Source organism: Pseudomonas sp. NFXW11 (assembly GCF_049887815.1).
Lineage (GTDB): Bacteria > Pseudomonadota > Gammaproteobacteria > Pseudomonadales > Pseudomonadaceae > Aquipseudomonas.
Genome location: NZ_JAGEKI010000004.1, coordinates 20,876 through 41,615 on the forward strand (window position 1 = coordinate 20,876; position 20,740 = coordinate 41,615).

A 20,740-nucleotide genomic window follows, 5' to 3' on the forward strand; every position below is an offset into this window, starting at 1 on the left:
GGTTGTGCGCTTTGGAAAAGTGTCGTCCGGCAAAGGGTTGCCGGGCACAGGAGTATCAACAACAAGGAGTCAACAACAGTGAACAGGATTTATGCAGTGGTCTGGAACCGGGCGCAGGGGTGCTGGAATGTGGCCCATGAAGGTGTTCGGCGGCGACGTGGCGGCGCTACCAGCAAAGGGCTGGCCGGGGTGCTGGGGCTGGTGGCCCTGGCACCTGCCCTGGCTCTGGCCCTGCCCGAGGGGGCGACCCTGGTGTCCGGCAGCGCCAGCTATGAGGTGGCCGACGACCACATGGTGATCAACCAGCACAGCGACAAGCTGATCACCCACTGGAACGAGTTCAGCGTGGGCCGCGATCAGGCGGTCACCTTCAACCAGCCCGGGCGCGATGCCATCGCCCTGAACCGAGTAACGGGGTTCCGCACCAGCCAGATCCACGGCGCGATCAATGCCAACGGCCAGGTATTCCTGATCAACCCCAATGGCGTGGTGTTTGGCCAGGGTGCTTCGGTCAACGTCGGCGGCCTGGTGGCCTCCACCCGTGATCTGGCCGACGAGGATTTCCAGGCCGGGCGCTACAGGTTTTCCGGCGAATCGACTGCCGAAGTCGTCAACAGCGGCCAGCTCACCAGCCAGGACGGCGGTTATGTGGCCTTGCTCGGGGCGCGGGTGCACAACAATGGCCAGATCCACGCCCCAGAGGGCACGGTGGCTCTCGCGGCCGGTAAACAGATGACCCTGAGCCTGGGTGCCGATGGCCTGCTGAATGTGCAGGTGGACGCCGCCTCGGCCAACGCCCTGGTGCAAAACAGCGCATTGCTCAAGGCCGATGGCGGCCAGGTGTCGATGCAGGCCAGAAGCAGCAATGCGCTGGCCGATATGGTGGTCAACCAGCACGGCGTGATCGAAGCCAATAGCCTGTCCAGCAAAGGCGGGCGGATCATTCTCGATGGCGGCGAGCAGGGCCTGGTCCAGGTTGCCGGCCAGCTCACGGCCAAGGTGCAGGAAGGCGAGGGGGACGGTGGTAGCGTGCTGACCCGGGGCGCAGCGACCCAGGTGGCGCTCACCACCGAGGTTGATACCCGATCCGCCAATGGTCGCACCGGCACTTGGACGATCGAGTCCGACAATCTGCGCGTTGCCGCTACAGGTGCCAGTGGTGATTCAACCCTGGTGAACAGCACCCTGGCGGATAACCTGGGTACCACCCATGTGCACCTCGACAGCCGCCAGGGTGATCTGGCGGTGGATGCCCCGGTGCAGTGGAACAGCGGCAATCAGCTGACGCTGTCCGCCGCGCGGGATGTCAAGGTCAAGGGGCGCGTCGAGGCCAGTGGTCGTGGCGCGCGGCTGCAATTGGCTGCCGGGCGCAATGTCCAGCTCGGCGAACAGGTGAGCCTGACCGGCGCCGGCAGCAGCCTGGGGCTGAACCATGGCGAGCAACTGCAACTGGGCAGCCAGGGCCGGGTGACCCTGTCCGGGCAGGGCGCCGGGTTCGACGCCAATGGCCAGCAGTACCAGGTGGTGCAGAGCAAGCGGCAGTTGCAGGCGATCGGCGATCAGCTCGACGGGTTCTATGTCCTGGGCAATCAGCTCAAGGGGTCCGGTGCGCTCAAGCCCATAGGGGGCGACAGCCTGTTCAGCGGTACCTTTAATGGCCTGGGCAACACCATCAGCGGCTTTACCCTGGACAGCAGTGGAGCCTTCGCCGGGTTGTTCGGTCGGTCCTCCGGCAGCATCAGCAACCTGAAGTTGGACTCGTTGACCGTCAACGGTTGGCGCTCTGCAAGCGGATTCAACGAGATTGGCGGCTTGGTGGGGCGCAACAGCGGCAGTATCAGCAACGTCACTGCCAGTCATCTTGCGGTCAATGCCCTGTCCGACCAGAGCAACAAGCTGGGCGGCCTGGTGGGGGTGAATAACGGAGGAGAGATCAGCGACTCGTCGATGTCCGGATGGTTGTACGGTGGTCTGTTCACCTCGGCCATTGGTGGGTTGGTGGGGGAGAACATTGTCGGCGCGTTCGGGGTCGCCCCCATCAGTGGCAGCTCGAGCAACGTGCAAATCACCACCCATATGCACAAACAGACCATGGGCGGCGCGGGTGGCTTGGTGGGGGTGAATAACGGTGGGGTTATTTCGGCCTCCTCGAGTCGGGGCAGCATTGGCACCAACATGCTGTTCTTCAAGGGACTGAATCTTGGCGGGCTGGTGGGCAATAACCAGAAGGGCAGCATCAGCGGCTCCAACTCTTCGGTAACGGTGTATGGCTCCCTGGGCAGCAGCGCCGGTGGCCTGGTCGGCCTCAACCATTCCGGCAGTATCCGTGACTCCAGTGCCAGCGGTGCGGTATTTGGGCTCGGTACGGCAGCGGCGGGTGGCCTGGTGGGTGTGAACCAAGCGGGCTCCTCCTTGAGCAATGTCCAGGCCCGAGGCCGGGTCACGGACCTCATCGGCGGCCATCTGGGGGGCCTGGTGGGCAAGAACGAAAACTCCAGCATCGACGGGCGCGTCGAAGCTCAAGGGGCTGTCCAGGGTGGCATCGGCAGCAATGTCGGTGGCCTGGTAGGCACCCATATTGGTGGCTTGATCCATGACGCCAAGGCTTACGGTGCGGTACGCAGCCTGGGCAGCAGCCAGGTGGGCGGGCTGGTGGGCTACAACGATGGTGACCTGATCAAGGTGCATGCCCATGGCAACGTCCAAGGGGGGGCCTACAGCTCCGTGGGCGGTCTGGTCGGGTTCAACGCCAACTACGTGGATCATGTCATCCGCGATGCCCGCTCCACCGGGGACGTCTATGGGGCCTGGCACAGCAAGGTGGGTGGACTGGTGGGGGTGAACCATTCACAGATCGTCAATTCCGCTTCCAGTGGCCGGGTCAGCGGCGGTTGGCGTACCACGCTTGGTGGGCTGGTGGGCCTGAACTTCGGTGCGGTGCGTGATTCGAGTGCCACGGGCCGGGTCGATGGTCGCTGGTATTACTTCCAGACCCGTGGCTCGCAGATCGGCATCAATCATGGTCACTGATCCTCGGCTTGGGGCGCGGGCGTTGAACGTTCGCCGGCCAGGCGTGGCGTCAAATGACGCAGCATCAAGCCTGATCCATCCCTAGAAGCGAAAACCGCTGCGTCAAGCCCTGGCCTGACGCAGCGTTCGTTGGGCTGCCGATGGACGCCCGAGCAATGCAAGGAGAACGACTCATGAGTGGTGGTTGCTTGAAGTTCCGGGGGAATGCTGGAGGGTGGCGCATCCCCGGTTGGCGTTTGCTGATCGCTGGGCTGGGAGCCTTGGCTGGGATGCCAGCTCTAGCTGACTCGGTGCTTGCCAAGGGCTGCAGGTTTCTCAATGTGGGCGTTGGTAACCCCTGGGTAGAGGTCACGCCATTGACCAGCAGTACCCCTGTAGGCGCCGTACTGAAACAACGCAGTATCAACCCCTATATCAACTACTCCACTGAGCGCTCGATAGGAGGCGCGGCTTACCATGAACTGGTATCTGCCGCCCACTGGCCGCCGGGTACCCGTCAAGACGGAATCATCCCGACCAACATTGCCGGCATCGGCTTTAAGGTCACCCATCCCGCGGCCGGGGAAGACATTGTCCTGACCACTTCGGCCTATCCGGTGGCTCTGGAAAAGCTGGATGTAAAAAGCTCGCCGAACGTGGCGAATATGGTGACTCACTACCTTTATTCGCTGGTCTTGACCCGTCCGGTGAATGAGTTGCCCAGTGGTTCGCTGGAAATCACCCACCTGAACGATTACGAGTTGCAGCTATACGCCCTCAACCTGCCACGGGGTACGGCACGCATCGGCCAGGAATTGCGCAACCTGCCCGGGCATTCCAACGACCAGGCCTGCAACCAGCGTTTGGTCGTAAAGCAAGCCTCGCTGATCGGCACGCCACCGGTGTTTTCCAAGACCTGCGAGGTGGTCACGCGCAACGTCAAGCGGCAGCTGGGCAGTTTTGCTCCCGCGGACTTTCCCGCCCTCAACGCTACTTCGCCGCCTTCGGAGCTGATTCGCCTCGACCTGGGCAACTGCACGGTGAACGCCCGGCCGCAAGTGTCCTTCACCGACATGTACCCGGCGGCCGACACCTGCAAATCGGCCGGGATTCTGGAACTTGCGCCCTCGTCCCGGGGGCGTGCGGTAGCGCGTGGGGTGGGTATTGCGATGTTCAACGACCAGGGGCGCATCCATTGCGGCAAGCAATACTCGGTGGCGCGCACGCCGGGCAGCGATTCCGCGCACTTCGACTTCCGCGCCCAGTACATCCGTACCGGGGAGATCCGTGAAGGCGATGCCGATGGCGGCGTGCAGTTCCAGTTCACCTTTCCCTGAGCCACTTGACGATGTTCCGCGTTCATCTGGACGCCTGCCCCCAGGCCTTTCTACACTGACCAGCGTCTGGGGACTGGGGGCACCATCGATGAATCGCAATGAACTGCGCAAGGCCGATATCAACCTGATGGTGGTGTTCGAGGCGCTGATGCTTGAGCGCAATGTCACCCGGGTGGCGGAGAAGCTGTTTCTCGGCCAGCCCACCATCAGTTCCGCGCTCAATCGCCTGCGGACCATGTTCAACGACCCGCTGTTCATTCGCGTCGGCCACCGCATGGAGCCCACGGCTCGCGCCGAGCAGATCATCCAGCACCTGTCGCCGGCCCTGGATGCGCTGTCCTCGGCCTTGAGCCTGACCCACGACTTCGATCCCGCCAGCAGCAACATGACCTTTCGCATCGGCCTTTCCGATGATGTCGAGTTCGGCCTGCTGCCGCCCCTGCTGCGCGCCTTGCGCCAGGAAGCGCCGCAGGTGGTGGTCGTGGTGCAGCATGTGGACTACTGGCGGATTCCCGACCTGCTGGCCTCGGGCGATATTACCGTGGGCATCAGCCAGACCCGCGGCCTGCCGGCCAATGCCAAGCGCAAGCTGCTGCGGCATATCCAGCCCAGCGTGCTGCGCGCCGATGCCAGCGAAACTCCGCTGACCCTGGACGAATACTGCGCGCGGCCCCATGTGCTGGTGTCCCACACGGCGAATGTCGCGGGCTTTGCCGATGAGTGGCTGGCGGAGATCGGCCGCACCCGCCAGGTGGTGCTCTCGGTGCCGCAATACAGCTCGTTGCCGGCATTGCTGGCGGGCACCGATATGCTCGCCAGCCTGCCGGACTACGCGGCGGCGGCCATGGCCGCCTCGGGGCAATTGTTTGTCGAGCCCTATCCGTTCAAGACCCCGACCCTGGACCTGTCCATGGTCTGGCTCAGCCATGTGGACAGCGACCCCGCCGAGCGCTGGCTGCGTTCGCGGCTGGAGGCCTTTATGGGCGAACGCGCGCCCCTGGCGGCACTGCTGTCCAACTGAGCGTCTCCTTCTCGCCATCACCCATCGCCGGAGGCTGTCCCATGAGTCGTTCCCGTTCCCTGTTGCGTGGGCGTGGCCGCCACGACAGCGGCAAGGTTGGCATGGTCGAGCTGTTTTTCGACCTGGTGTTCGTGTTCGCCGTGACCCAGCTGTCCCACAGCCTGCTGGCGCACCTGTCCCTGGGCGGGGCGTTGCAGGTGGCGCTGTTGATGGTGGCGGTGTGGTGGGTATGGATCTTCACCTCGTGGATCACCAACTGGCTGGACCCGGAAACCCTGCCCATCCGCCTCGGCCTGTTTGTGCTGATGGTGGCCGGGCTGCTGCTCTCGTCCTCGATTCCCCAGGCCTTTGGCGAACGCGGCCTGCTGTTCGCCGGAGCCTATGTGTTCATGCAGGTGGGGCGCACCGCCTATTCGCTGTGGGCGGTGCGTGGCGAGCCGTTGAGCATGACCCGCAACTTCCAGCGGATTCTGTTGTGGCTGATGTTCTCGGGGCTGTTCTGGATCGCCGGCGGCCTGCTCGAAGGGCCGCAACGCCTGCTCTGTTGGGGCCTGGCCCTGGGCATCGAGGTGCTGTCGCCGTCGCTGTATTTCTGGGTGCCGGGCCTGGGTCGCTCGACCCTGGCCGACTGGAATGTGGAAGGCAACCACATGGCCGAGCGCTGCGCGCTGTTCGTGATCATCGCCCTGGGCGAGTCCTTGCTGGTGACCGGCGCGACCTTTGCCGAACTGCCCAGCGGCCCCTCGGGCCTGCTGGCGTTCCTGGTGGCGGTGCTGGGCAGCATCGGCATGTGGTGGGTGTATTTCGACAGCGGCGCCGAACGCGCCCACCATCGCATTGCCCATTCCAGCGACCCCGGGCGCCAGGCGCGGATCGCCTACACCTACCTGCACCTGCTGATAGTCGCTGGGGTAATTGTCAGTGCGGTGGCCGACGAACTGGTGCTGATGCACCCGGCGCACGCCAGCCAGGCCGGGGTGCTGGTGATAGTCGGCGGGCCCTGGCTGTTCCTGCTGGGCTGCGCCCTGTTCAAGTGGGTGATGAATGACCGGCCCTTGCCGCCCTTGTCCCATCTGGCGGGGCTCGGCGCCTTGCTGCTGTTGCTGCCCCTGGCCTGGCAGCAGTGGTTCTCCGCCCTGGCGCTGGGCGGCCTGACCACCCTGGTGATGCTGCTGGTGGCCGCCTGGGAAACCCTGGCCCTGCGCGAACGAGGGGCGACCCGGCAATAAGGCCAAAGGCTGATGCAACCCGCTGCCGCGGCTTGTGTAGTATGGGGCGCCTTTTCCCCCTGACAGACCGGGAGCTCTGCCATGCCGCACCTGCATATGGAATACACCGCCAACCTGCCCCAACTCGACGTCGACCAGGCGCTGCTGCGGTTCAATCAGGCGCTGGCGGCGTCCGGGCAGTTCAGCGACGAATTCGATATCAAGAGCCGGGCGATCAAGCTCGACCACTTCCGGGTCGGCACCAACCCGGGCGAGCGTGCTTTCATCCATCTCAAGCTGGCCCTGCTCAGCGGCCGTTCGGCCGAGATCAAGCAGCAGTTGTCCGAGCGCCTGCTGGCCCAGCTGCAGGAACTGGGCCCCTGGCCGGCGGACCTCTCGGTGCAACTGTGCGTGGAAATCATCGATATCGATAGCGCCTCCTACAGCAAGGCGGCGCTGGGCCTGTGAGTGGCCCCGGGGCCTAGAGCCCCGGTTCGGCGCAGACCTTGAGCACCTGCTCGCGGAACCAGGTCTGGGCGCTGTCCAGGTCGGTGTTCGGGCTCCACTGCATATCCAGGTTGAACCCCGGCAAGCCACTGGGCGCCTCGCAGTGGCTGAACACCGTCTCATTGGCCAGCAAGGCCTGGATGCGTCGGGGCAGGGTGAGGATCAAGTCGGTGCCGGTGATCATCTTCAGCGCCGCGCTGTAGCTGTTGGAACGGGCGACGATCTGGCGCTTCTGCGCCTGGCGCGCCAGCCAGCCGTCCACCATGTTGCTGTCCGAAGTCCAGGGCGTGGGGAACACATGGCGCCGCTCGACAAAGGATTGCAGGCTGAAGCGCGGTTCACTGGGCGGTGTCGCGCGTTTGTCGAAGACGCACACCAGGTCGTCCTCCAGCAGCATCTGCGACTTCAGGTCGGGGTGGCGGCGATGGAAATTCGGGCCAAAGCAGATCACCAGGTCGAGGCTGCCGTCGCGCAGCTCATCGGCGGGAATGTCGCTCTCCAGCTTCTGCACATTGACCGTCACCGGCAAGTCGGCGTAGTCGAAGCCCTTGAGCAGGCGCGGCAGGATCAGCAGCTCGAAGTATTCCGGGGCGCAGAGGTTGAAGGTCGCCGCCTGGCGGGTCGGGTCGAAGGGCGGCACCCCGCTGTAGCACAGGTTGATGCTCTGCAGGATCTTCAGCACATGGCTGTACATGCTGGTGGCCTTGTAGGTCGGGCGCATGCCGGTGCGGGTGTTGATGAACAGCTCGTCCTCGAAGCCGTTGCGCAGTTTCTTCAGGCAGTAGCTGACCGTCGACTGGCTGACACACAGGGTCTCCGACACCCCGGTGACACTGCTTTGCTCGTACACCGCGATAAAGACCATGAGGTCCTGCATGTCGAGTTTTCTGAGCACATTGCTGATAAGCATCGGTTCCATCCCACGGGCACCTGGCGCCGGTGGCGCGCAAACCGGATCGATGCTAGCGGAACGATCGTCCTAGTTAAATGCCCGGAGCGGGAATTGGCGGACAGCATCGGGACATTAATTTCCGATAACACGACCTGCACAGTTTCGCCTATGGAAGTGCCGCTTGTCCCGGTCCATTTTCAGGCGGGGACGGCTCTGGAACGGCTGCCGCGCACCAGGCCGAACATGCCCAGAATCACCAGCAGGGCACCGAGCCATTCACCCGCGTAGGGGGCCTGGCCCAGCCACAGCCAATGGAACAGGGTCAGCAACAGGGTGCTCAGGTAAACGTAGGAAATCACTGTGGACGGGGCGATCACGCCAATGGCCCGGTGCAACAGCCAGAAGGTCGCCAGGGTGGCGAACAGCGCCAGGTACAGCAGCCACGCCAGGTCGTTGCCGGTCAGCAGGGCGGCGCTGCGCCAGCCACCGCTGGCCAGGCAGGCGGCGAACAGGAACAGCGAGCCGAACAGCATGTTGCAGAAGGTCATGGCCGCCGGGCTGCGACCTTGCAGGTTGCCGGCCTTGAAGCGCTGGCTCAGGGGCGAATAGAGGGCCATGGCCAGGCAGCCCAGGGCATAGACCGTGATGGCGTACAGCGAGGGCAACTGCCCGGGGGCGCCGCCCTTGAGAATCAGCAGCAAGGCCCCGCTGGCGGCCACCAGCATCGGCAGCCAGCGTCGTCGCTGGCCGCTGTCGGGCAACAGCCAGCCTTCGAACAGAAAAGTCAGCAGGGGCACCAGGGTGAACAGGGTGCCGGTGTTCACCGCCGTGGTATAGCGCAGCGCCTCGAACAGCGAACCGAAGTACAGCGCCAGCAGCAACCCCAGCAATGCGTGGTCGCGCAGGCCGGCCAGGCTCATGCCGATGCCGCCCTTGAACCACAGCAGGGGGGCGAACAGCAGCGCCGAGAACAGCAGGCGCAAGGCCGTGAGCAATACCGGGTCGATGGCCTGGCCGACCTGGGCCGCGGCAAAGAACGAGGCGGCGATCAGCACGGCCCAGAGCAGCATGCCGAGGTTGGCCTGGGTGACGCTCACAGGATTCATGCAGGCCTCCCGGGCCGTTGCTCAGCGAATGTGCCGGGGGTAATGCCGCGGGTCGAAGCGCAGCACCATGAGGATCATCAGCAGCATCACCGCGGTCAGTGACCACCAGGCCCATTCGAAGCTGCCCAACTGGTCGCGGATCATCCCCGCCAGCAGCGGCGAGAGGCCGGCGATCAGGTAGCCGATGCCCTGCACGAAAGCGGTCAGGGCGCCGGCGCGGCGCGGCTCGGGCAGGTGGTCCAGGGACACGATCAGGCTCATGGGAAACAGGCCGCCGATACCCAGGCCCAACAGGCATGGCCAGAGCAGGCTCAGGTGCCGCGGGCTGAGGATCAGGCCGCAGAAGCCAGCGACGATCAACAGCAGCAAGGCCACCAGCACCAGGCGCCGGTCCTGGCTGCGGTTGGCGATGGCCGGGGTGACCAGGCCGGAAATCACTTCCATGGCGGTGAGAAAGCCCAGCAACAGGCCGGCGTTCTGTTCACTCCAGCCATTCTCCACGTAATAGGGCGCGAGCCACGCCAGGACGCAGGTGTAGGAGGCGGTGCCGAGGCCGAAGAACACCGCCAGCAACCAGGCCCGGCGATTGCCGACAAAGGATTCGCGGGTGCCAGCGGCGCCCGGCAGACGCGGCAGGCTACTGCGCTGGGCATACCAGAACAGCAGCGCCAGCAAGGCCAGCCCGGCCCACACCGCCAGCGCCAGGCGCCAGCTGCCGCTGTGGTTCATCAACAGTGGCGCGAAGGACGCGGCCAGGGCTGCGCCGCCCATGATCGAAGTGACATACAGGCCCATGAACAGCGAGACATTGTCGGCAAAGCGCGACTTGATCAGCGCCGGCATCAGCGCCTGGATCAGGGCAATGCCGATACCCGCCAGCACCGCGCTGAGAATCAGCTCTGCCGCCGAATCCATGAACAGCCGCGAGAGCGTGGCCAGGCCGATGATCAGCAACGACAGGACCACGGTGCGGTGTTCCCCCAGGCGTTGGCTGATGCCCATGCCGAAGAACATCGCCAGGCCCATGGCCATCACCGGCAGCATGGTCAAAAGCGACGCCAGGCTGAAACTCAGCGGGATATCCCCGCGAATGCCCGAGAGCAGGGGGCCGACCGCCGCCATTGACGGTCGCAGATTGAGCGCCACCAGAACCACACTGACCATCAGCCAGAGCGCGGGGCGGGAGGTTGTACGCACAGTTTCCATAACCAGACCTTCAACAGACAGGCGCTGATTAGGCGGCGATGGGAGCTACAGGGGCAAATCAGAAAGTCTTCGCGGCTATCTAGAAATTAAATAGCGGCAGCTCCAAGCGGCAAGCTTTGAGCTGCAAGTGCTTGCCGCTTGGAGCTTGCCGCTTGCCGCTCAAAACTTATTGCTTGTCGCCGATCCATTGGTTGACCACCTGGTCATAGGCGCCAGTGGCCTTGGTCAGGTGCAGCCATTGGTCGACGTAGCTTTTCCAGGCCATGTCGTCCCGAGGCAGGAGGAAGGCTTTTTCGCTGTATTGCAGGTAGCGCTCGGGCTGCACGGCGCACAGGCCCGGTTTGTGGCGTTGCTGGAAGCGCGCTTCCGAAGCGTCGGTGATCATCACATCGGCGTGCTTGGCCAGCAGTTGATCGAAGATCTTCACGTTATCGGCGAACAGGGTGAGGTTGGCGTTGGGCAGGCGGTTGCGGGCGAAGATCTCGTTAGTGCCTCCCGGCGGTTCAATCAGGCGCACCGAGGGCTGGTTGATCTGTTCCAGGGTCTGGTAGCGGCTGAGGTCTTGGCAGCGCACCAGGGGCACCTTGCCATCGACGCTCAGTGGCTGGCTGAAGAAGGCCTTTTTCTGTCGTTCCAGGGACACCGAGATGCCGCCCACGGCGATATCGCATTCCTGGCCCTGGAAGTCCGCCATCAGGCTTTTCCAGGTGGTATCGATCCACTTCACCCGAACGCCGAGGCTCTGGGCCAGGGACTCCACCAGGCTGATGTCGATGCCTTCGTAGCGCCCGTCATCGCGCAGGTAGCTGTAGGGCTTGTAGTCGCCGGTGGTGCAGACCCGCAGCAGGCCGCGTTCGAGCACCCGGTCCAGGTGCGAGGTCGGCTCCTGGGCGAAGCTGGTGGCGGGAGCGCTGAGGCCGAGCAGGGTGCAGAGCAGAAGGCGAGGCAGCATGTAATCGTTCCTTGAGTGACGGGGCGGGCGCCGGCGCATTATTGGCAGCGGGCCGGCGCCCGGGCAACCACGGGTTGTTCGCCGCCGGATGGACGCCGGCGGCTGGCTTTCGACCTTTTTTTCACGAACGACTGGTTAATCTGTGAGCTGTGGATACCAACAAGAGTTCGTCAGTCATGTCGTCCCACCCCCCACCCTCCATCGAACTGGAGTTCGCTCGGCGCTACGACCAGGAGCACGCTCGCGTCTGCCATGAGCCGCGGCCTGCCGGGCTGGCCGCGCGTCTGGCGCTGTGGCGCACGGTGCGCCTGGTGCGCCATGCCTTGAAGGTGGCCGGGGAGCCGGGCCTGATCCTCGACGTGGCCTGTGGTGCCGGGCGCTACTGGCCGGTGCTGGCCGAGCATGGCAACCGGGTGATTCTGGCGGCGGACCCGTCCCAGGACATGCTCAACCATGCCCAGACCCACCATCCGGCCAGCCTGATGAAGCGGGTCAAGACCTTTCACAGCTCGGCCTTCGATATCGGCCTATCGGCCAATGCGGTGGACAGCATCATCTGCATGCAACTGTTCGCCCATTTGAGCAGCAGCGAGGACCGCCTGGCCCTGCTGCAGGAGTTCTACCGGGTCAGCCGTGATTCGGTGATCCTCGCCACCCGGGTCCAGGCCTTGTTCAAGGGGGCGGCACCTGCCGATCCCGCCGCGCCACCGCGGGCCAGCAAGCTGCAGTTGGAGACCGAGTTTCGGGACAGCGGATTCGAAGTCCTGAGTCATCAGGACTTCATGCCCGGCTTTGCCTCTTCACGGGTCTACGTGCTGAGAAAGCAGGGCTAGCAGCCCAGGCTGAACGGCGCGATTGGCACGCTGTGAGCTTTTGCGCAAAACCTGATTCAAACTCTCGGACTATTCTTGCCCTCCGGCAGATTGTTTCGCACTTGCTCTTGTCGGGCGAATGCTCGGAAATCGCTGGAGGCGATATATACTGCGCGCCATTCTTCAAGGGAGAGCCGTGTGGCCATCGATATACACTGGATTCGCGACAACGATAGCCTCGGTCAGCTTTGCGCCGAGTGGCAGCAGTTGCCATTCGTCGCCCTCGACACCGAATTCATGCGGGTCGACACCTTCTATCCCATCGCTGCCCTGTTGCAGATCGGCGATGGGCAGCGCGCCTACCTGATTGATCCTTTGACCATCGACGACTGGCGGCCCCTGGCGGCCCTGCTGGAGAACCCGGCGGTGGTCAAGGTGGTGCATGCCTGCAGCGAGGACCTGGAAGTCTTGCTGCGCCTGACCGGCAGCCTGCCGGCACCCTTGTTCGACACCCAGCTGGCTGCGGCCTACCTCAACCTGGGTTTTTCCATGGGCTATTCGCGCCTGGTGCAGGAAGTCCTGGGCATCGAGCTGCCCAAGGGCGAGACCCGCTCCGATTGGCTGCAACGCCCGCTGTCGGAGACCCAGGTCAGCTACGCCGCGGAAGATGCCCTGCACCTGGCCCAGGTCTACAGCGCGCTGCGGCCCCGGTTGAGTGAGGACAAGTACCGCTGGGTGCTGGAAGACGGCGCCGAACTGGTGGCCAACCTGCGTCGCGAAGTGGACCCCTACGAGGTCTACCGCGAGGCCAAGCTGGCTTGGAAACTGTCTCGCGCGCAACTGACGGTGTTGCGTGAACTGTGTGCCTGGCGCGAGCGCGAAGCCCGCGCGCGCAACCTGCCGCGCAACCGCATCGTGCGCGAGAACGCGCTCTGGCCCCTGGCCAAGACCCAGCCCGATACGCTGGCGGCGCTGGCCAAGATCGAAGACATGCACCCGCGCACCGTGCGCCAGGATGGCGAGTTCCTGCTCAAGCTGATCAAGCACAATGCCAGCCTTGGCCCGGACCAGTGGCCGCCGGCGGTGCCCGAGCCATTGCCGATCGAAGCCTCGATCCTGCTCAAGCGCCTGAAGGCAGTAGGCCAGGCCGAGGCCGAGCGCCTGGACATAGCGCCGGAAGTGATGTTGCGCAAGAAAACCCTGGAAAGCCTGATCAAGAGCGGCTTTCCCAGTGGTCCCTACCAATTGCCCGAGTCGCTGCGTGGCTGGCGCCGCGAACTCATGGGCCAGGCGCTGCTGGACAGCCTGGCCACCGCCGGAGAACAGCCTTGAAACGTATCTGCTCCATCTACAAAAGCCCGCGCAAGAACGAGATGTACCTCTATGTGCTGAAAAGCGAGGCCCTGGAACGCGTGCCGGAAAACCTCCTGCTGGCGTTCGGCAAGCCGCAACACGCCTTCGACCTGGTACTGACTCCGGAGCGCAAACTGTCTCGCGAGGACATCCACCAGGTGCTGGAAAACCTCGACAAGCAGGGTTACCACCTGCAGATGCCGCCGGCCGAAGACGAGTACATCGAGCACCTGCCCGAAGAGTTGCTGCGTCGCAATGATCCGGTCTGACCTATAGAGGCTCGGTTCCGAGCCTCTGTTAAATGCCACTGACTGACCTGGCCACCGCCTGGATCGATGGAGCACTGCTGCATCGACGGTGGCCTGTAGCGTTTTGAAAGGTTTGAGTTATGCGCGTTCTGATTGCCGAACACGATCACGCTGTTTATGCCCATCTGTTGCGTCAGGTGGCTCCACAGCTGGAGGTATTGACCAGCGGCGACTCGGCCGAGCTGTCGCGCCTGGCTGCCGACTGCCCGGTGTGGCTGGGCCAGCCGGACCTGCTGGCCACGCTGTTGCGCCAGGGCCACCAGCCCCAGTGGCTGCAATCCACCTGGGCGGGTATCACGCCGTTGCTGGCCGACGGCCTGTCGCGGGATTACCGCCTGACCCGGGCCGTGGGCATCTTTGGCCAGGTGATGGCCGAGTACGTGCTGACCTACATCCTCGGCCACGAGCGCGAAGTGCTGGCGCGACTGGTCAGCCAGGTCGAGCGCAAGTGGGACAATCGCCTGGGCCAGAGCCTGGTGGGGCGCAAGGTGCTGATCGTCGGCACCGGCGATATCGGCCAGAGCGTGGCGCAGTTCCTGCTGCCGTTCGGGGTCAAGCTGTACGGCATCGCCAGCCAGGCGCGGGAGCAGGCGCCGTTTATCGAAGTGGCCGGCCTTGAGGACCTGGGGCGCTTGGTCGGCGAGGTGGATTACGTGGTCAACCTGCTGCCCAATACCCCAAGCACCCACGATCTGTACGATGCGGCGCTGTTCAAGCAGTTCAAGTCCACGGGCCTGTTCATCAACGTTGGCCGGGGTGTCTCGGTGGTCGATGCGGACCTGGTGCAGGCCCTCAAGGAGGGGCATCTGGCGGGGGCGGTCATCGATGTCTGCCGCCAGGAGCCCTTGCCGCAGCGGCATCCGTTCTGGACCGCCTGGGGCTTGCTGCTGACCGGCCACAGCTCGGCACCGACTTCGCCGCCACTGATGGTGCAATTGTTCATCGACAACCTGCAGGCCTACCAGGCCAAGCAGCCCCTGCGCGGCGAAGTGGATTTCGCCAGGGGCTACTAGACAGCAGCTGCAAGCGGCAAGCTTCAAGCTTGTAGCTTGCCGCTTGTAGCTGCTTTAAAGGCTGAAGTCGCCTTCGGCCGCGGTCTCGTGCAGCGGACGGCGCGGGCTTGGCTCTTCACGGGCTTGCAGGTAGTCGGCCAGGGTCGACTTGTCCCCCAGCTTGCCCACTGCCACGGCGGCATGCAGGGCATAGCCTTCGGGAATCTTCAGTTCCTTGCGGGTCAGTTCCTGGTCGAAGCCGGCCATGCCGTGGGTGTGCCAGCCGCTGATGCTGGCTTGCAGCGCCAGGTGGCCCCAGGCCGAGCCGGTGTCGAAGGTGTGCCACAGGGCCGGGGTTTCTTCGGTGGCGCCAGGCGCGGTGAAGGTGGTCTTGGAAATCACTATCACCAGGGCCGACGCGTGCTGCGCCCAGCCGCGGTTGAATTCGTTGAGCAGGCCAAGGAATCGCTCCCAGTTCGGCGTGTCGCGGCGCGCATAGAGAAAGCGCCAGGGTTGCGAGTTGTAGGCCGAAGGGGCCCAGCGCGCGGCTTCGAAGAAGCTCAGCAGGGTTTCTTCGGGGATGCTTTCGCCGGTGAAGGCCCGGGGCGACCAGCGCTCGGTGAACTGCGGGTGAATGGCGTAGTCGGCAACGCGAGGATTGGCGCTCATGGAAAAACTCCTGGCAACATTATTTATGAATGATGGAATAAACCGGCAAGCGCAGTTGAGCTGAGCGAAGAGGTATTCCTGACCCCCATGCGGTTTGCCGGGTGCAACGCGGTGCAGCGTCAATGGCACACGGACGTGGGGTGGTCCGAGGGGCAAAGCTACTGTGCCGCTTGCGCGCTGACAAGCCCCGGGCTACCGACAGTCGCCAGTGCTTGGCCCGCCGGCCCTTCGGCACTAGACTGGCGGCCTTTTCACCCTCGGATACTGATGCTTGAGCCATGGCCGCCAAAGTCGAACCCTTCTGGATACGCAAGACCCTCGAACAACTCGACCAGGAAGAATGGGAGTCGTTGTGCGATGGCTGCGGCCTGTGCTGCCTGCAAAAGCTTGAGGACGAGGAAGACAACAGCGTCTATTACACCCGTATCGCCTGCAAGCTGCTGGACCTCAAGACCTGCCAGTGCAGCGACTACCCCAACCGCCGCGCCTCGGTGCCCGACTGCATCCAGCTGACCCCGGGCCAGGCCGATGAATTCAAGTGGCTGCCGCCCACCTGCGGCTACCGCCTGGTCAGCGAAGGCAAGGACTTGCCGCTGTGGCACCACCTGGTTTGCGGTGATCGCGATGCGGTGCACCACGAGCGTATTTCCCAGTCCGGACGCATGCTGGCCGAAGGCAGCGTGCCGGAGGACGACTGGGAAGACCACCTGATCTTCCGCGCCGGCTGAGGATTGCCTGCCCCGGCCGAGCGTTAACGGATGTCCAAGCAAGGAGTGTGTATGAGGCTAGGGGCGAGGCTGTCGCTGAGCATTGCGCTGCTGGTATGCAGTGCATCGGCCTGGGCGGCGAACAAGGTCGATCTGGATTACCACGTACGTTTCCTGCCCCAGAGCGATCAGGCCGAAGTACGCCTGACCCTGGCCGAGGGCTCGGCTTTGCGCAGCCTGGATTTCGACCTGGGGGCCGCCGGCGACTACAGCGACTTCAAGGCCGATGGCCAATGGCAGGCCGCCCCCGCCGAGGCTGGTGGCCAGCGTGGTATCTGGCGCCCGGCCAGCGGCAAGGCCAGCCTGAGCTATCGGGTGCGCTTGAGCCACAGCCTCAAGAAGGGCAGCTACGACAGCCGCAGCACCGCCAACTGGGCCTTGCTGCGGGGTGAGACGCTGGTGCCGCCGGCCCGGCTCGATCAGCAGGACGGCGTCGAGCTGGTGACCCGCCTGGATTTCGAGCTGCCCGCCGGCTGGAAGAGTGTCGAGGCCGCCTGGCCGCGAATCGGCAAGCAGCGCTTTCGCATCGACAACCCCGCACGCCTGTTCGATCGCCCAGCCGGCTGGATGCTCGCCGGCAACCTGGGCAGCCGCCGCACGCGCCTGGGCAGCACCGAAGTCAGCGTGGTCTCGCCCCTGGGTCAGGGCATGCGGCGCATGGATGTACTGACCCTGCTGACCTTTGTCTGGCCCCAGGTGCAGGCGGTGTTTCCCCGGCAGCCAGGCAAGCTGCTGATTGTCGGCGCGGCTGACCCCATGTGGCGCGGCAGCCTGGCCGGGCGCGACTCGCTGTTCCTGCACAGTCGCCTGCCGCTGGTCAGCGAGAGCGGCAACAGCCCGCTACTGCGGGAGCTGGTGCAGTCCCTGGCGCGGATCAATGACAGCCAGCGCAGCGAATGGATCAGCGAAGGCCTGGCGCAGTACTACGCCATTGAATTACTGCGCCGTGCCGGGGGCATCAGTGACGAGCGCTATCAGGTGCTGCACAAGCATCTGGCCAAGGATGGCCACAAGGTCGTCAGCCTGCGCGGCGAGCAGATCGACAATGCCACGGTGGCCCGGGCAGTGCTGCTGTTGCAGGAGCTTGACCGGGAAATCCGCCTCAAGACTCGCAACAAGCGCTCCCTGGACGACGTGCTGCAAGGGGCCATGCGCCTGGAAAACGTCAGCACCGCCGAGTTCATCCAGCTCAGCGAAAGCGTGCTGGGCGAATCGTCCAAGGTCCTCGACACTCCGCTGTTGCGCTAAGCCCCGAGGCGCCCGTTCAAGCCTTGGGCGCTTCGCCGGTGGCCGCGGCTTCGGTGCTTGGCCTGGCTACGTCTGCGTTGGCCTTGAGGTTGCGCAACTCGTCCCCGGCGCGTTCGATCCTGCTGCGCACCTGGGTCATGTCCTGGCGAGCTTTTTCCAGCAGGCTTTTCGCCGAACTGTGCCCGGTGATGCCTCGGGCCAGGGCCACGCCGCCAAGCGCCACCTGAACCAGGCCGAACACGCCACCCCGGCGCAGGCCCTTGCCCACCATCACCACGCCGCCGGCCAGGGAGCCGATGCGCTCCCAGCCTTCGACGTTCTGCGGCGGCCGGCTGTCGGAGCTGGTCACTATGGGTTGCAGCATCTTGCGCTCGCTCATGTTGTGTCTCCAAAAGTCATCGAAGTCAGGCAGCAGACTGCGCCCGAGCCTTGCCGGTTCCCGCGGATCGACCAGGGTGCGGTCTAGAATTTGGGCCCGGAACGGGTGTTGTTGCCCTTGGCCAGGCGGTCGTAGAGCACCACGTTGACCGTGGCGGCAAGGTTCATGCAGCCGTGGGTGGGGATATAGATCACGTCTTCGCACCAGTCGCGGATCTCCTTGTCGAGGGAGCCGTCTTCGGGGCCGAAAATGTACAGGGCGCGATCCGGGTGGGTGTATTCCGGCAGGGCGCGGGCGCCTTCCACCAGCTCCACGGCCACGGGAACGCAGCCCAGGGGCAGGATCTTCTTCAGGTCGTCGATGCCGATCAGCGGAATGTCCTGGTGGACCTTCTTGGTGTCGGTGACAAAGTCGCGGGCCCGCTCATAACGCTTGCCGGTGTAGAACACCGAGGCGACGCCATAGCAGCCGGCGGCGCGCATCACCGAACCGACGTTCTCCGGTGACTTGGGGTTATACAAACCGATGCAGCTGTACCTTTTGTTTGCCACGAGCGAGGAGCCTTGGAGAAAAAGAGCGCGATTATACGGGGATTGCCCACCGCTCGGGGGCTTGTTGTGGCGAGGGAGCTTGCTCCCGCTGGAGTGCGCAGCACTCCCAACGGCGGCCAATGTGCTGTGTCAGGGCGGTCGGGGACTCAGGGTCTGCGGCTGCCTTGCCGCCGAGCGGGAGCAAGCTCCCTCGCCACGGGGTTTTCCATGCAGAATCGTTAGTGCAGGGCCGGGCAGGGCGCCCGGCCGCAGACCATCACTCTTGGTCTTTCTTCATCAACCCGGCCAGGGCGGCGAACGGGTTGTGGGTGGCCTTGGCGACTTTCGGCGTGCTTAGCGAGCCTTCGCCGAAGTACTGCTGGTCGGTGTAGCGCGAGTGCTCGTTGTCGTGGCAGTACAGGCACAGCAGTTCCCAGTTGGAGCCGTCCTGGGGGTTGTTGTCGTGGTTGTGGTCGCGGTGGTGCACGGTCAGTTCGCTGAGGCGCTTGCCGGAGAATTCCCGGGCGCAGCGGCCGCACACGTGGGGGTACATTTTCAGTGCCTTGTCGCGGTAGCCCATTTCCCGGTCGCGCTGGGCGTCGGCCAGGATGCGGTCCAGCTTGGCAGTGTTGGCAGGAGGGGTGGACGAACTCATGGGTTCACCTTTGTAGAAGGACTAATGACGGTAATGGACAAAGTTTAGCTCAGGCCTTGAGCTTCTCGGCAATCCAGATGGTGTGCCGGGTGCCGCGATTGCCATGGGCGAATACCTGGACTTCCTCGGCCTTGAAGCCGGCCTTGCGCAGGCGCTCGGAAAATTTCTGGTCGGCGCTGGCCGACCACACCGCGAGCACCCCCTTGGGCCGCAGGGCCCGGGCGCAGGCGGCCAGGCCGGCCCCGGAGTAGAGCCAGCTGTTGGCTTTCTGGGTCAGGCCTTCGGGGCCGTTGTCGACATCGAGCATGATCGCGTCGAAGCCCTGGGGCTCGGCCTGCAGAACCTTGGCCACATCTTCCAGGCGGATCACCGTGCGCGGGTCCAGCAGTGGCCGGCCGGATTTTTCCCCAAGCGGGCCACGGTTCCATTCCACCACCCCGGGCACCAGCTCGGCGACCACCACCTCGGCGTTCTGGCCCAGGTGCTTGAGTGCCGCGGCCAGGGTGAAACCCATGCCCAGGCCACCGATCAGCACCCGTGAATTCGGCCGCCCGGCGACCTTGCTGCAAGGGATCTGCGCCAGGGCATCCTCGGAGCCGTGCATGCGGGTGTTCATCAACTGGCCGCCGTCGCCGCCCTGGATCTTGATGACGAAATCCTCGCCGTATTCGAACAGGCACAAGGCACCGCCGTTTTCGGGGATCGGAGTGGTGTCCAGCAATACGAAACGTTTCATGGAGATCTCATTGAGGAAGGCAAAACGCCCCGGTTGGGAGTAGCCTGACGCCAGACAATAGCAATGGAGCCATTGATGAAGCGCACTATTCTAACGGCGATTGCCCAGGCAGCGCTCGCCCTGAGCGCAGCCCTGGCGCTGGCCACGGCCCAGGCCGACGAGCCGCAAAGCGCCCCGGTGGTGACCCCGACCCCAACCCTCGGCACCCCGGGCACCGCCACCCCCACGCCTTACCCGCAAGTGACCCCGCCCAGCACGCCGAAAGCCGGTAGCAGTGGCAGCGCGCCGCTGCTGCCGCCCATCGACATGCCCAAGCCGCCCAAGGACCAGACCCTGCCGGGCCTGGAGCAGAACGACAACAAGCCCAAGGCGCAGGGTTGATGCCGGCAGCCGCTTATGTGGCGAGGGCGCTTGCTCCCGCTCGGCTGCGCAGCGGCCGCATCACCTGAGTCCAGGTTGCAGGGAGTGAAAACGAGTAGTGGCCATTGGGGCGGCTGCGCCACCCAGCGGGAGCAAGCTCCCTCGCCACGGGTTTTCGGGGTTAGATCTGTTGCGCGAGCAATTGGCCGTCGGCCATGCGCAGCCGTTTGGACAGGGATACCGCCAGGGCGCGGATGATCTTGGCGGCGATCTTCGGCGCGTCGTTGAGCATCTTCTCCAGGGAATCCTTGCCCAGGTTGAGCAACTGGCAGTCGCTGGCCGCCACGCAGGTGGCCGAGCGCCGTTCGCCATCGAGCACGGCCATTTCGCCAAAGGCCCGGCCGCTGCGCAGGGTGGCGATGGTCAGCGGCTGGCCGTCGTGGCTGTTCTTTTGCACGGCCACCTGGCCGCTGTGGATGATGCACATGAAGCTGCCGGCATCGCCCTCACGAAAGATCGCCTGGCCCTGGGGAATGCTGCTGATGCTGAAGTAGCCGGCGGCGGCGTTGAAGTCGGCAGGCAGCAACGGGTCGAACAGACCGCAGTCCATCAGCCAGTCGCGGATCTCGTTGTTCAGTAAGGTAGGTTCGGACATGGGCTCGGGGTCTTTTTCTTGTCTGTGTTACACGGGGC

General features: G+C 64.5%; 22 protein-coding genes. 12 read left to right on the plus strand and 10 right to left on the minus strand.

Going from position 1 to position 20,740, the window contains the following annotated elements; genetic code table 11:
* Positions 1 to 78 precede the first annotated feature (78 nt).
* From J4P02_RS07940 to J4P02_RS07960, 5 genes are all read left to right on the plus strand, one after another.
* Positions 79 to 3,030 carry a GLUG motif-containing protein gene (locus tag J4P02_RS07940; protein ID WP_426189031.1) on the plus strand — a complete coding sequence of 984 codons (2,952 nt, stop codon included), beginning with the start codon at positions 79 to 81 and terminating at the stop codon, positions 3,028 to 3,030.
* A 269-nt stretch (positions 3,031 to 3,299) separates the two neighbouring features.
* Positions 3,300 to 4,346 carry a fimbrial protein gene (locus J4P02_RS07945; RefSeq protein ID WP_426189032.1) on the plus strand — a complete coding sequence of 349 codons (1,047 nt, stop codon included), beginning with the start codon at positions 3,300 to 3,302 and terminating at the stop codon, positions 4,344 to 4,346.
* Positions 4,347 to 4,434: 88 nt separating this feature from the next.
* Positions 4,435 to 5,367, plus strand: a complete 933-nt coding sequence (locus J4P02_RS07950; RefSeq protein WP_426189033.1) for a LysR substrate-binding domain-containing protein — start codon at positions 4,435 to 4,437, stop codon at positions 5,365 to 5,367.
* A gap of 41 nt (positions 5,368 to 5,408) precedes the next feature.
* On the plus strand, positions 5,409 to 6,596 hold the full coding sequence (locus J4P02_RS07955; protein WP_426189034.1) for a low temperature requirement protein A: 1,188 nt from the start codon (positions 5,409 to 5,411) through the stop codon (positions 6,594 to 6,596).
* An 81-nt stretch (positions 6,597 to 6,677) separates the two neighbouring features.
* Entirely contained in the window at positions 6,678 to 7,043 is a 366-nt protein-coding gene (locus tag J4P02_RS07960) for a 5-carboxymethyl-2-hydroxymuconate Delta-isomerase (RefSeq protein WP_426189035.1), read from the plus strand.
* A 13-nt stretch (positions 7,044 to 7,056) separates the two neighbouring features.
* Here the strand turns inward: J4P02_RS07960 and J4P02_RS07965 are convergent, their stop codons facing one another.
* The 4 genes from J4P02_RS07965 to J4P02_RS07980 form a co-directional block, all read right to left on the minus strand.
* Positions 7,057 to 7,992 (minus strand): LysR family transcriptional regulator, encoded by a 936-nt coding sequence (locus J4P02_RS07965; RefSeq protein ID WP_426189476.1) that lies wholly within the window; start codon positions 7,990 to 7,992, stop codon positions 7,057 to 7,059.
* A 179-nt stretch (positions 7,993 to 8,171) separates the two neighbouring features.
* Positions 8,172 to 9,080: a DMT family transporter gene (locus J4P02_RS07970; RefSeq protein WP_426189036.1), complete on the minus strand. Its 909-nt coding sequence runs from the start codon at positions 9,078 to 9,080 to the stop codon at positions 8,172 to 8,174.
* A gap of 21 nt (positions 9,081 to 9,101) precedes the next feature.
* Positions 9,102 to 10,286, minus strand: coding sequence for a cyanate transporter (locus J4P02_RS07975; protein ID WP_426189037.1), 1,185 nt, complete (start codon positions 10,284 to 10,286; stop codon positions 9,102 to 9,104).
* Between the two features lie 166 nt (positions 10,287 to 10,452).
* Positions 10,453 to 11,238 carry a transporter substrate-binding domain-containing protein gene (locus J4P02_RS07980; protein ID WP_426189038.1) on the minus strand — a complete coding sequence of 262 codons (786 nt, stop codon included), beginning with the start codon at positions 11,236 to 11,238 and terminating at the stop codon, positions 10,453 to 10,455.
* A gap of 176 nt (positions 11,239 to 11,414) precedes the next feature.
* Here J4P02_RS07980 and J4P02_RS07985 point away from each other — a divergent pair, with 176 nt between their 5' ends.
* The 4 genes from J4P02_RS07985 to J4P02_RS08000 all read left to right on the plus strand — a co-directional run bounded on the left by J4P02_RS07985 (position 11,415) and on the right by J4P02_RS08000 (position 14,724).
* Positions 11,415 to 12,071, plus strand: coding sequence for a class I SAM-dependent methyltransferase (locus J4P02_RS07985; protein ID WP_426189039.1), 657 nt, complete (start codon positions 11,415 to 11,417; stop codon positions 12,069 to 12,071).
* 177 nt (positions 12,072 to 12,248) lie between these two features.
* A complete protein-coding gene (gene rnd / locus J4P02_RS07990) occupies positions 12,249 to 13,382 on the plus strand; it encodes a ribonuclease D (protein WP_426189040.1) in 1,134 nt (377 codons plus the stop codon).
* Positions 13,379 to 13,672, plus strand: coding sequence for a YcgL domain-containing protein (locus J4P02_RS07995; protein ID WP_092320431.1), 294 nt, complete (start codon positions 13,379 to 13,381; stop codon positions 13,670 to 13,672). Before rnd ends, J4P02_RS07995 begins: the two co-directional genes overlap by 4 nt.
* A gap of 119 nt (positions 13,673 to 13,791) precedes the next feature.
* Positions 13,792 to 14,724, plus strand: a complete 933-nt coding sequence (locus tag J4P02_RS08000) for a D-2-hydroxyacid dehydrogenase (RefSeq protein WP_426189041.1) — start codon at positions 13,792 to 13,794, stop codon at positions 14,722 to 14,724.
* Between the two features lie 54 nt (positions 14,725 to 14,778).
* Here the strand turns inward: J4P02_RS08000 and J4P02_RS08005 are convergent, their stop codons facing one another.
* On the minus strand, positions 14,779 to 15,372 hold the full coding sequence (locus J4P02_RS08005) for a nitroreductase family protein (protein WP_426189042.1): 594 nt from the start codon (positions 15,370 to 15,372) through the stop codon (positions 14,779 to 14,781).
* Positions 15,373 to 15,650: 278 nt separating this feature from the next.
* Here J4P02_RS08005 and J4P02_RS08010 point away from each other — a divergent pair, with 278 nt between their 5' ends.
* Positions 15,651 to 16,100 (plus strand): YcgN family cysteine cluster protein, encoded by a 450-nt coding sequence (locus tag J4P02_RS08010; protein ID WP_426189043.1) that lies wholly within the window; start codon positions 15,651 to 15,653, stop codon positions 16,098 to 16,100.
* A 51-nt stretch (positions 16,101 to 16,151) separates the two neighbouring features.
* A complete protein-coding gene (locus tag J4P02_RS08015) occupies positions 16,152 to 17,387 on the plus strand; it encodes a hypothetical protein (RefSeq protein ID WP_426189044.1) in 1,236 nt (411 codons plus the stop codon).
* A gap of 16 nt (positions 17,388 to 17,403) precedes the next feature.
* Here the strand turns inward: J4P02_RS08015 and J4P02_RS08020 are convergent, their stop codons facing one another.
* The 4 genes from J4P02_RS08020 to J4P02_RS08035 all read right to left on the minus strand — a co-directional run bounded on the left by J4P02_RS08020 (position 17,404) and on the right by J4P02_RS08035 (position 19,687).
* Positions 17,404 to 17,766 carry a YgaP family membrane protein gene (locus J4P02_RS08020; protein WP_426189045.1) on the minus strand — a complete coding sequence of 121 codons (363 nt, stop codon included), beginning with the start codon at positions 17,764 to 17,766 and terminating at the stop codon, positions 17,404 to 17,406.
* A gap of 83 nt (positions 17,767 to 17,849) precedes the next feature.
* Positions 17,850 to 18,317 (minus strand): RNA methyltransferase, encoded by a 468-nt coding sequence (locus J4P02_RS08025; protein ID WP_426189046.1) that lies wholly within the window; start codon positions 18,315 to 18,317, stop codon positions 17,850 to 17,852.
* Between the two features lie 256 nt (positions 18,318 to 18,573).
* A complete protein-coding gene (locus J4P02_RS08030) occupies positions 18,574 to 18,951 on the minus strand; it encodes a YajD family HNH nuclease (protein ID WP_426189047.1) in 378 nt (125 codons plus the stop codon).
* A gap of 49 nt (positions 18,952 to 19,000) precedes the next feature.
* The gene (locus J4P02_RS08035) at positions 19,001 to 19,687 is read right to left on the minus strand and encodes a spermidine synthase (protein ID WP_426189048.1); all 687 of its coding nucleotides are present in this window, start codon (positions 19,685 to 19,687) and stop codon (positions 19,001 to 19,003) included.
* Between the two features lie 75 nt (positions 19,688 to 19,762).
* Between J4P02_RS08035 and J4P02_RS08040 the strand changes: the two genes are divergently transcribed.
* On the plus strand, positions 19,763 to 20,068 hold the full coding sequence (locus tag J4P02_RS08040; protein WP_426189049.1) for a hypothetical protein: 306 nt from the start codon (positions 19,763 to 19,765) through the stop codon (positions 20,066 to 20,068).
* A 160-nt stretch (positions 20,069 to 20,228) separates the two neighbouring features.
* Here J4P02_RS08040 and J4P02_RS08045 read toward each other — a convergent pair whose 3' ends face one another.
* On the minus strand, positions 20,229 to 20,702 hold the full coding sequence (locus J4P02_RS08045; RefSeq protein ID WP_426189050.1) for a cyclic nucleotide-binding domain-containing protein: 474 nt from the start codon (positions 20,700 to 20,702) through the stop codon (positions 20,229 to 20,231).
* Between the last annotated feature and the right edge of the window lie 38 nt (positions 20,703 to 20,740).

Coding starts and splice junctions, on each gene's coding strand:
- J4P02_RS07945 (WP_426189032.1), top strand. CDS start 3,300: ATGCCAGCTCTAGCTGACTCGGTGCTTGCCAAGGGCTGCAGGTTTCTC.
- J4P02_RS07950 (WP_426189033.1), top strand. CDS start 4,435: ATGAATCGCAATGAACTGCGCAAGGCCGATATCAACCTGATGGTGGTG.
- J4P02_RS07955 (WP_426189034.1), top strand. CDS start 5,409: ATGAGTCGTTCCCGTTCCCTGTTGCGTGGGCGTGGCCGCCACGACAGC.
- J4P02_RS07960 (WP_426189035.1), top strand. CDS start 6,678: ATGCCGCACCTGCATATGGAATACACCGCCAACCTGCCCCAACTCGAC.
- J4P02_RS07965 (WP_426189476.1), bottom strand. CDS start 7,992: ATGCTTATCAGCAATGTGCTCAGAAAACTCGACATGCAGGACCTCATG.
- J4P02_RS07970 (WP_426189036.1), bottom strand. CDS start 9,080: ATGAATCCTGTGAGCGTCACCCAGGCCAACCTCGGCATGCTGCTCTGG.
- J4P02_RS07975 (WP_426189037.1), bottom strand. CDS start 10,286: ATGGAAACTGTGCGTACAACCTCCCGCCCCGCGCTCTGGCTGATGGTC.
- J4P02_RS07980 (WP_426189038.1), bottom strand. CDS start 11,238: ATGCTGCCTCGCCTTCTGCTCTGCACCCTGCTCGGCCTCAGCGCTCCC.
- J4P02_RS07985 (WP_426189039.1), top strand. CDS start 11,415: ATGTCGTCCCACCCCCCACCCTCCATCGAACTGGAGTTCGCTCGGCGC.
- J4P02_RS08000 (WP_426189041.1), top strand. CDS start 13,792: ATGCGCGTTCTGATTGCCGAACACGATCACGCTGTTTATGCCCATCTG.
- J4P02_RS08005 (WP_426189042.1), bottom strand. CDS start 15,372: ATGAGCGCCAATCCTCGCGTTGCCGACTACGCCATTCACCCGCAGTTC.
- J4P02_RS08010 (WP_426189043.1), top strand. CDS start 15,651: ATGGCCGCCAAAGTCGAACCCTTCTGGATACGCAAGACCCTCGAACAA.
- J4P02_RS08015 (WP_426189044.1), top strand. CDS start 16,152: ATGAGGCTAGGGGCGAGGCTGTCGCTGAGCATTGCGCTGCTGGTATGC.
- J4P02_RS08020 (WP_426189045.1), bottom strand. CDS start 17,766: ATGAGCGAGCGCAAGATGCTGCAACCCATAGTGACCAGCTCCGACAGC.
- J4P02_RS08030 (WP_426189047.1), bottom strand. CDS start 18,951: ATGAGTTCGTCCACCCCTCCTGCCAACACTGCCAAGCTGGACCGCATC.
- J4P02_RS08035 (WP_426189048.1), bottom strand. CDS start 19,687: ATGAAACGTTTCGTATTGCTGGACACCACTCCGATCCCCGAAAACGGC.
- J4P02_RS08040 (WP_426189049.1), top strand. CDS start 19,763: ATGAAGCGCACTATTCTAACGGCGATTGCCCAGGCAGCGCTCGCCCTG.
- J4P02_RS08045 (WP_426189050.1), bottom strand. CDS start 20,702: ATGTCCGAACCTACCTTACTGAACAACGAGATCCGCGACTGGCTGATG.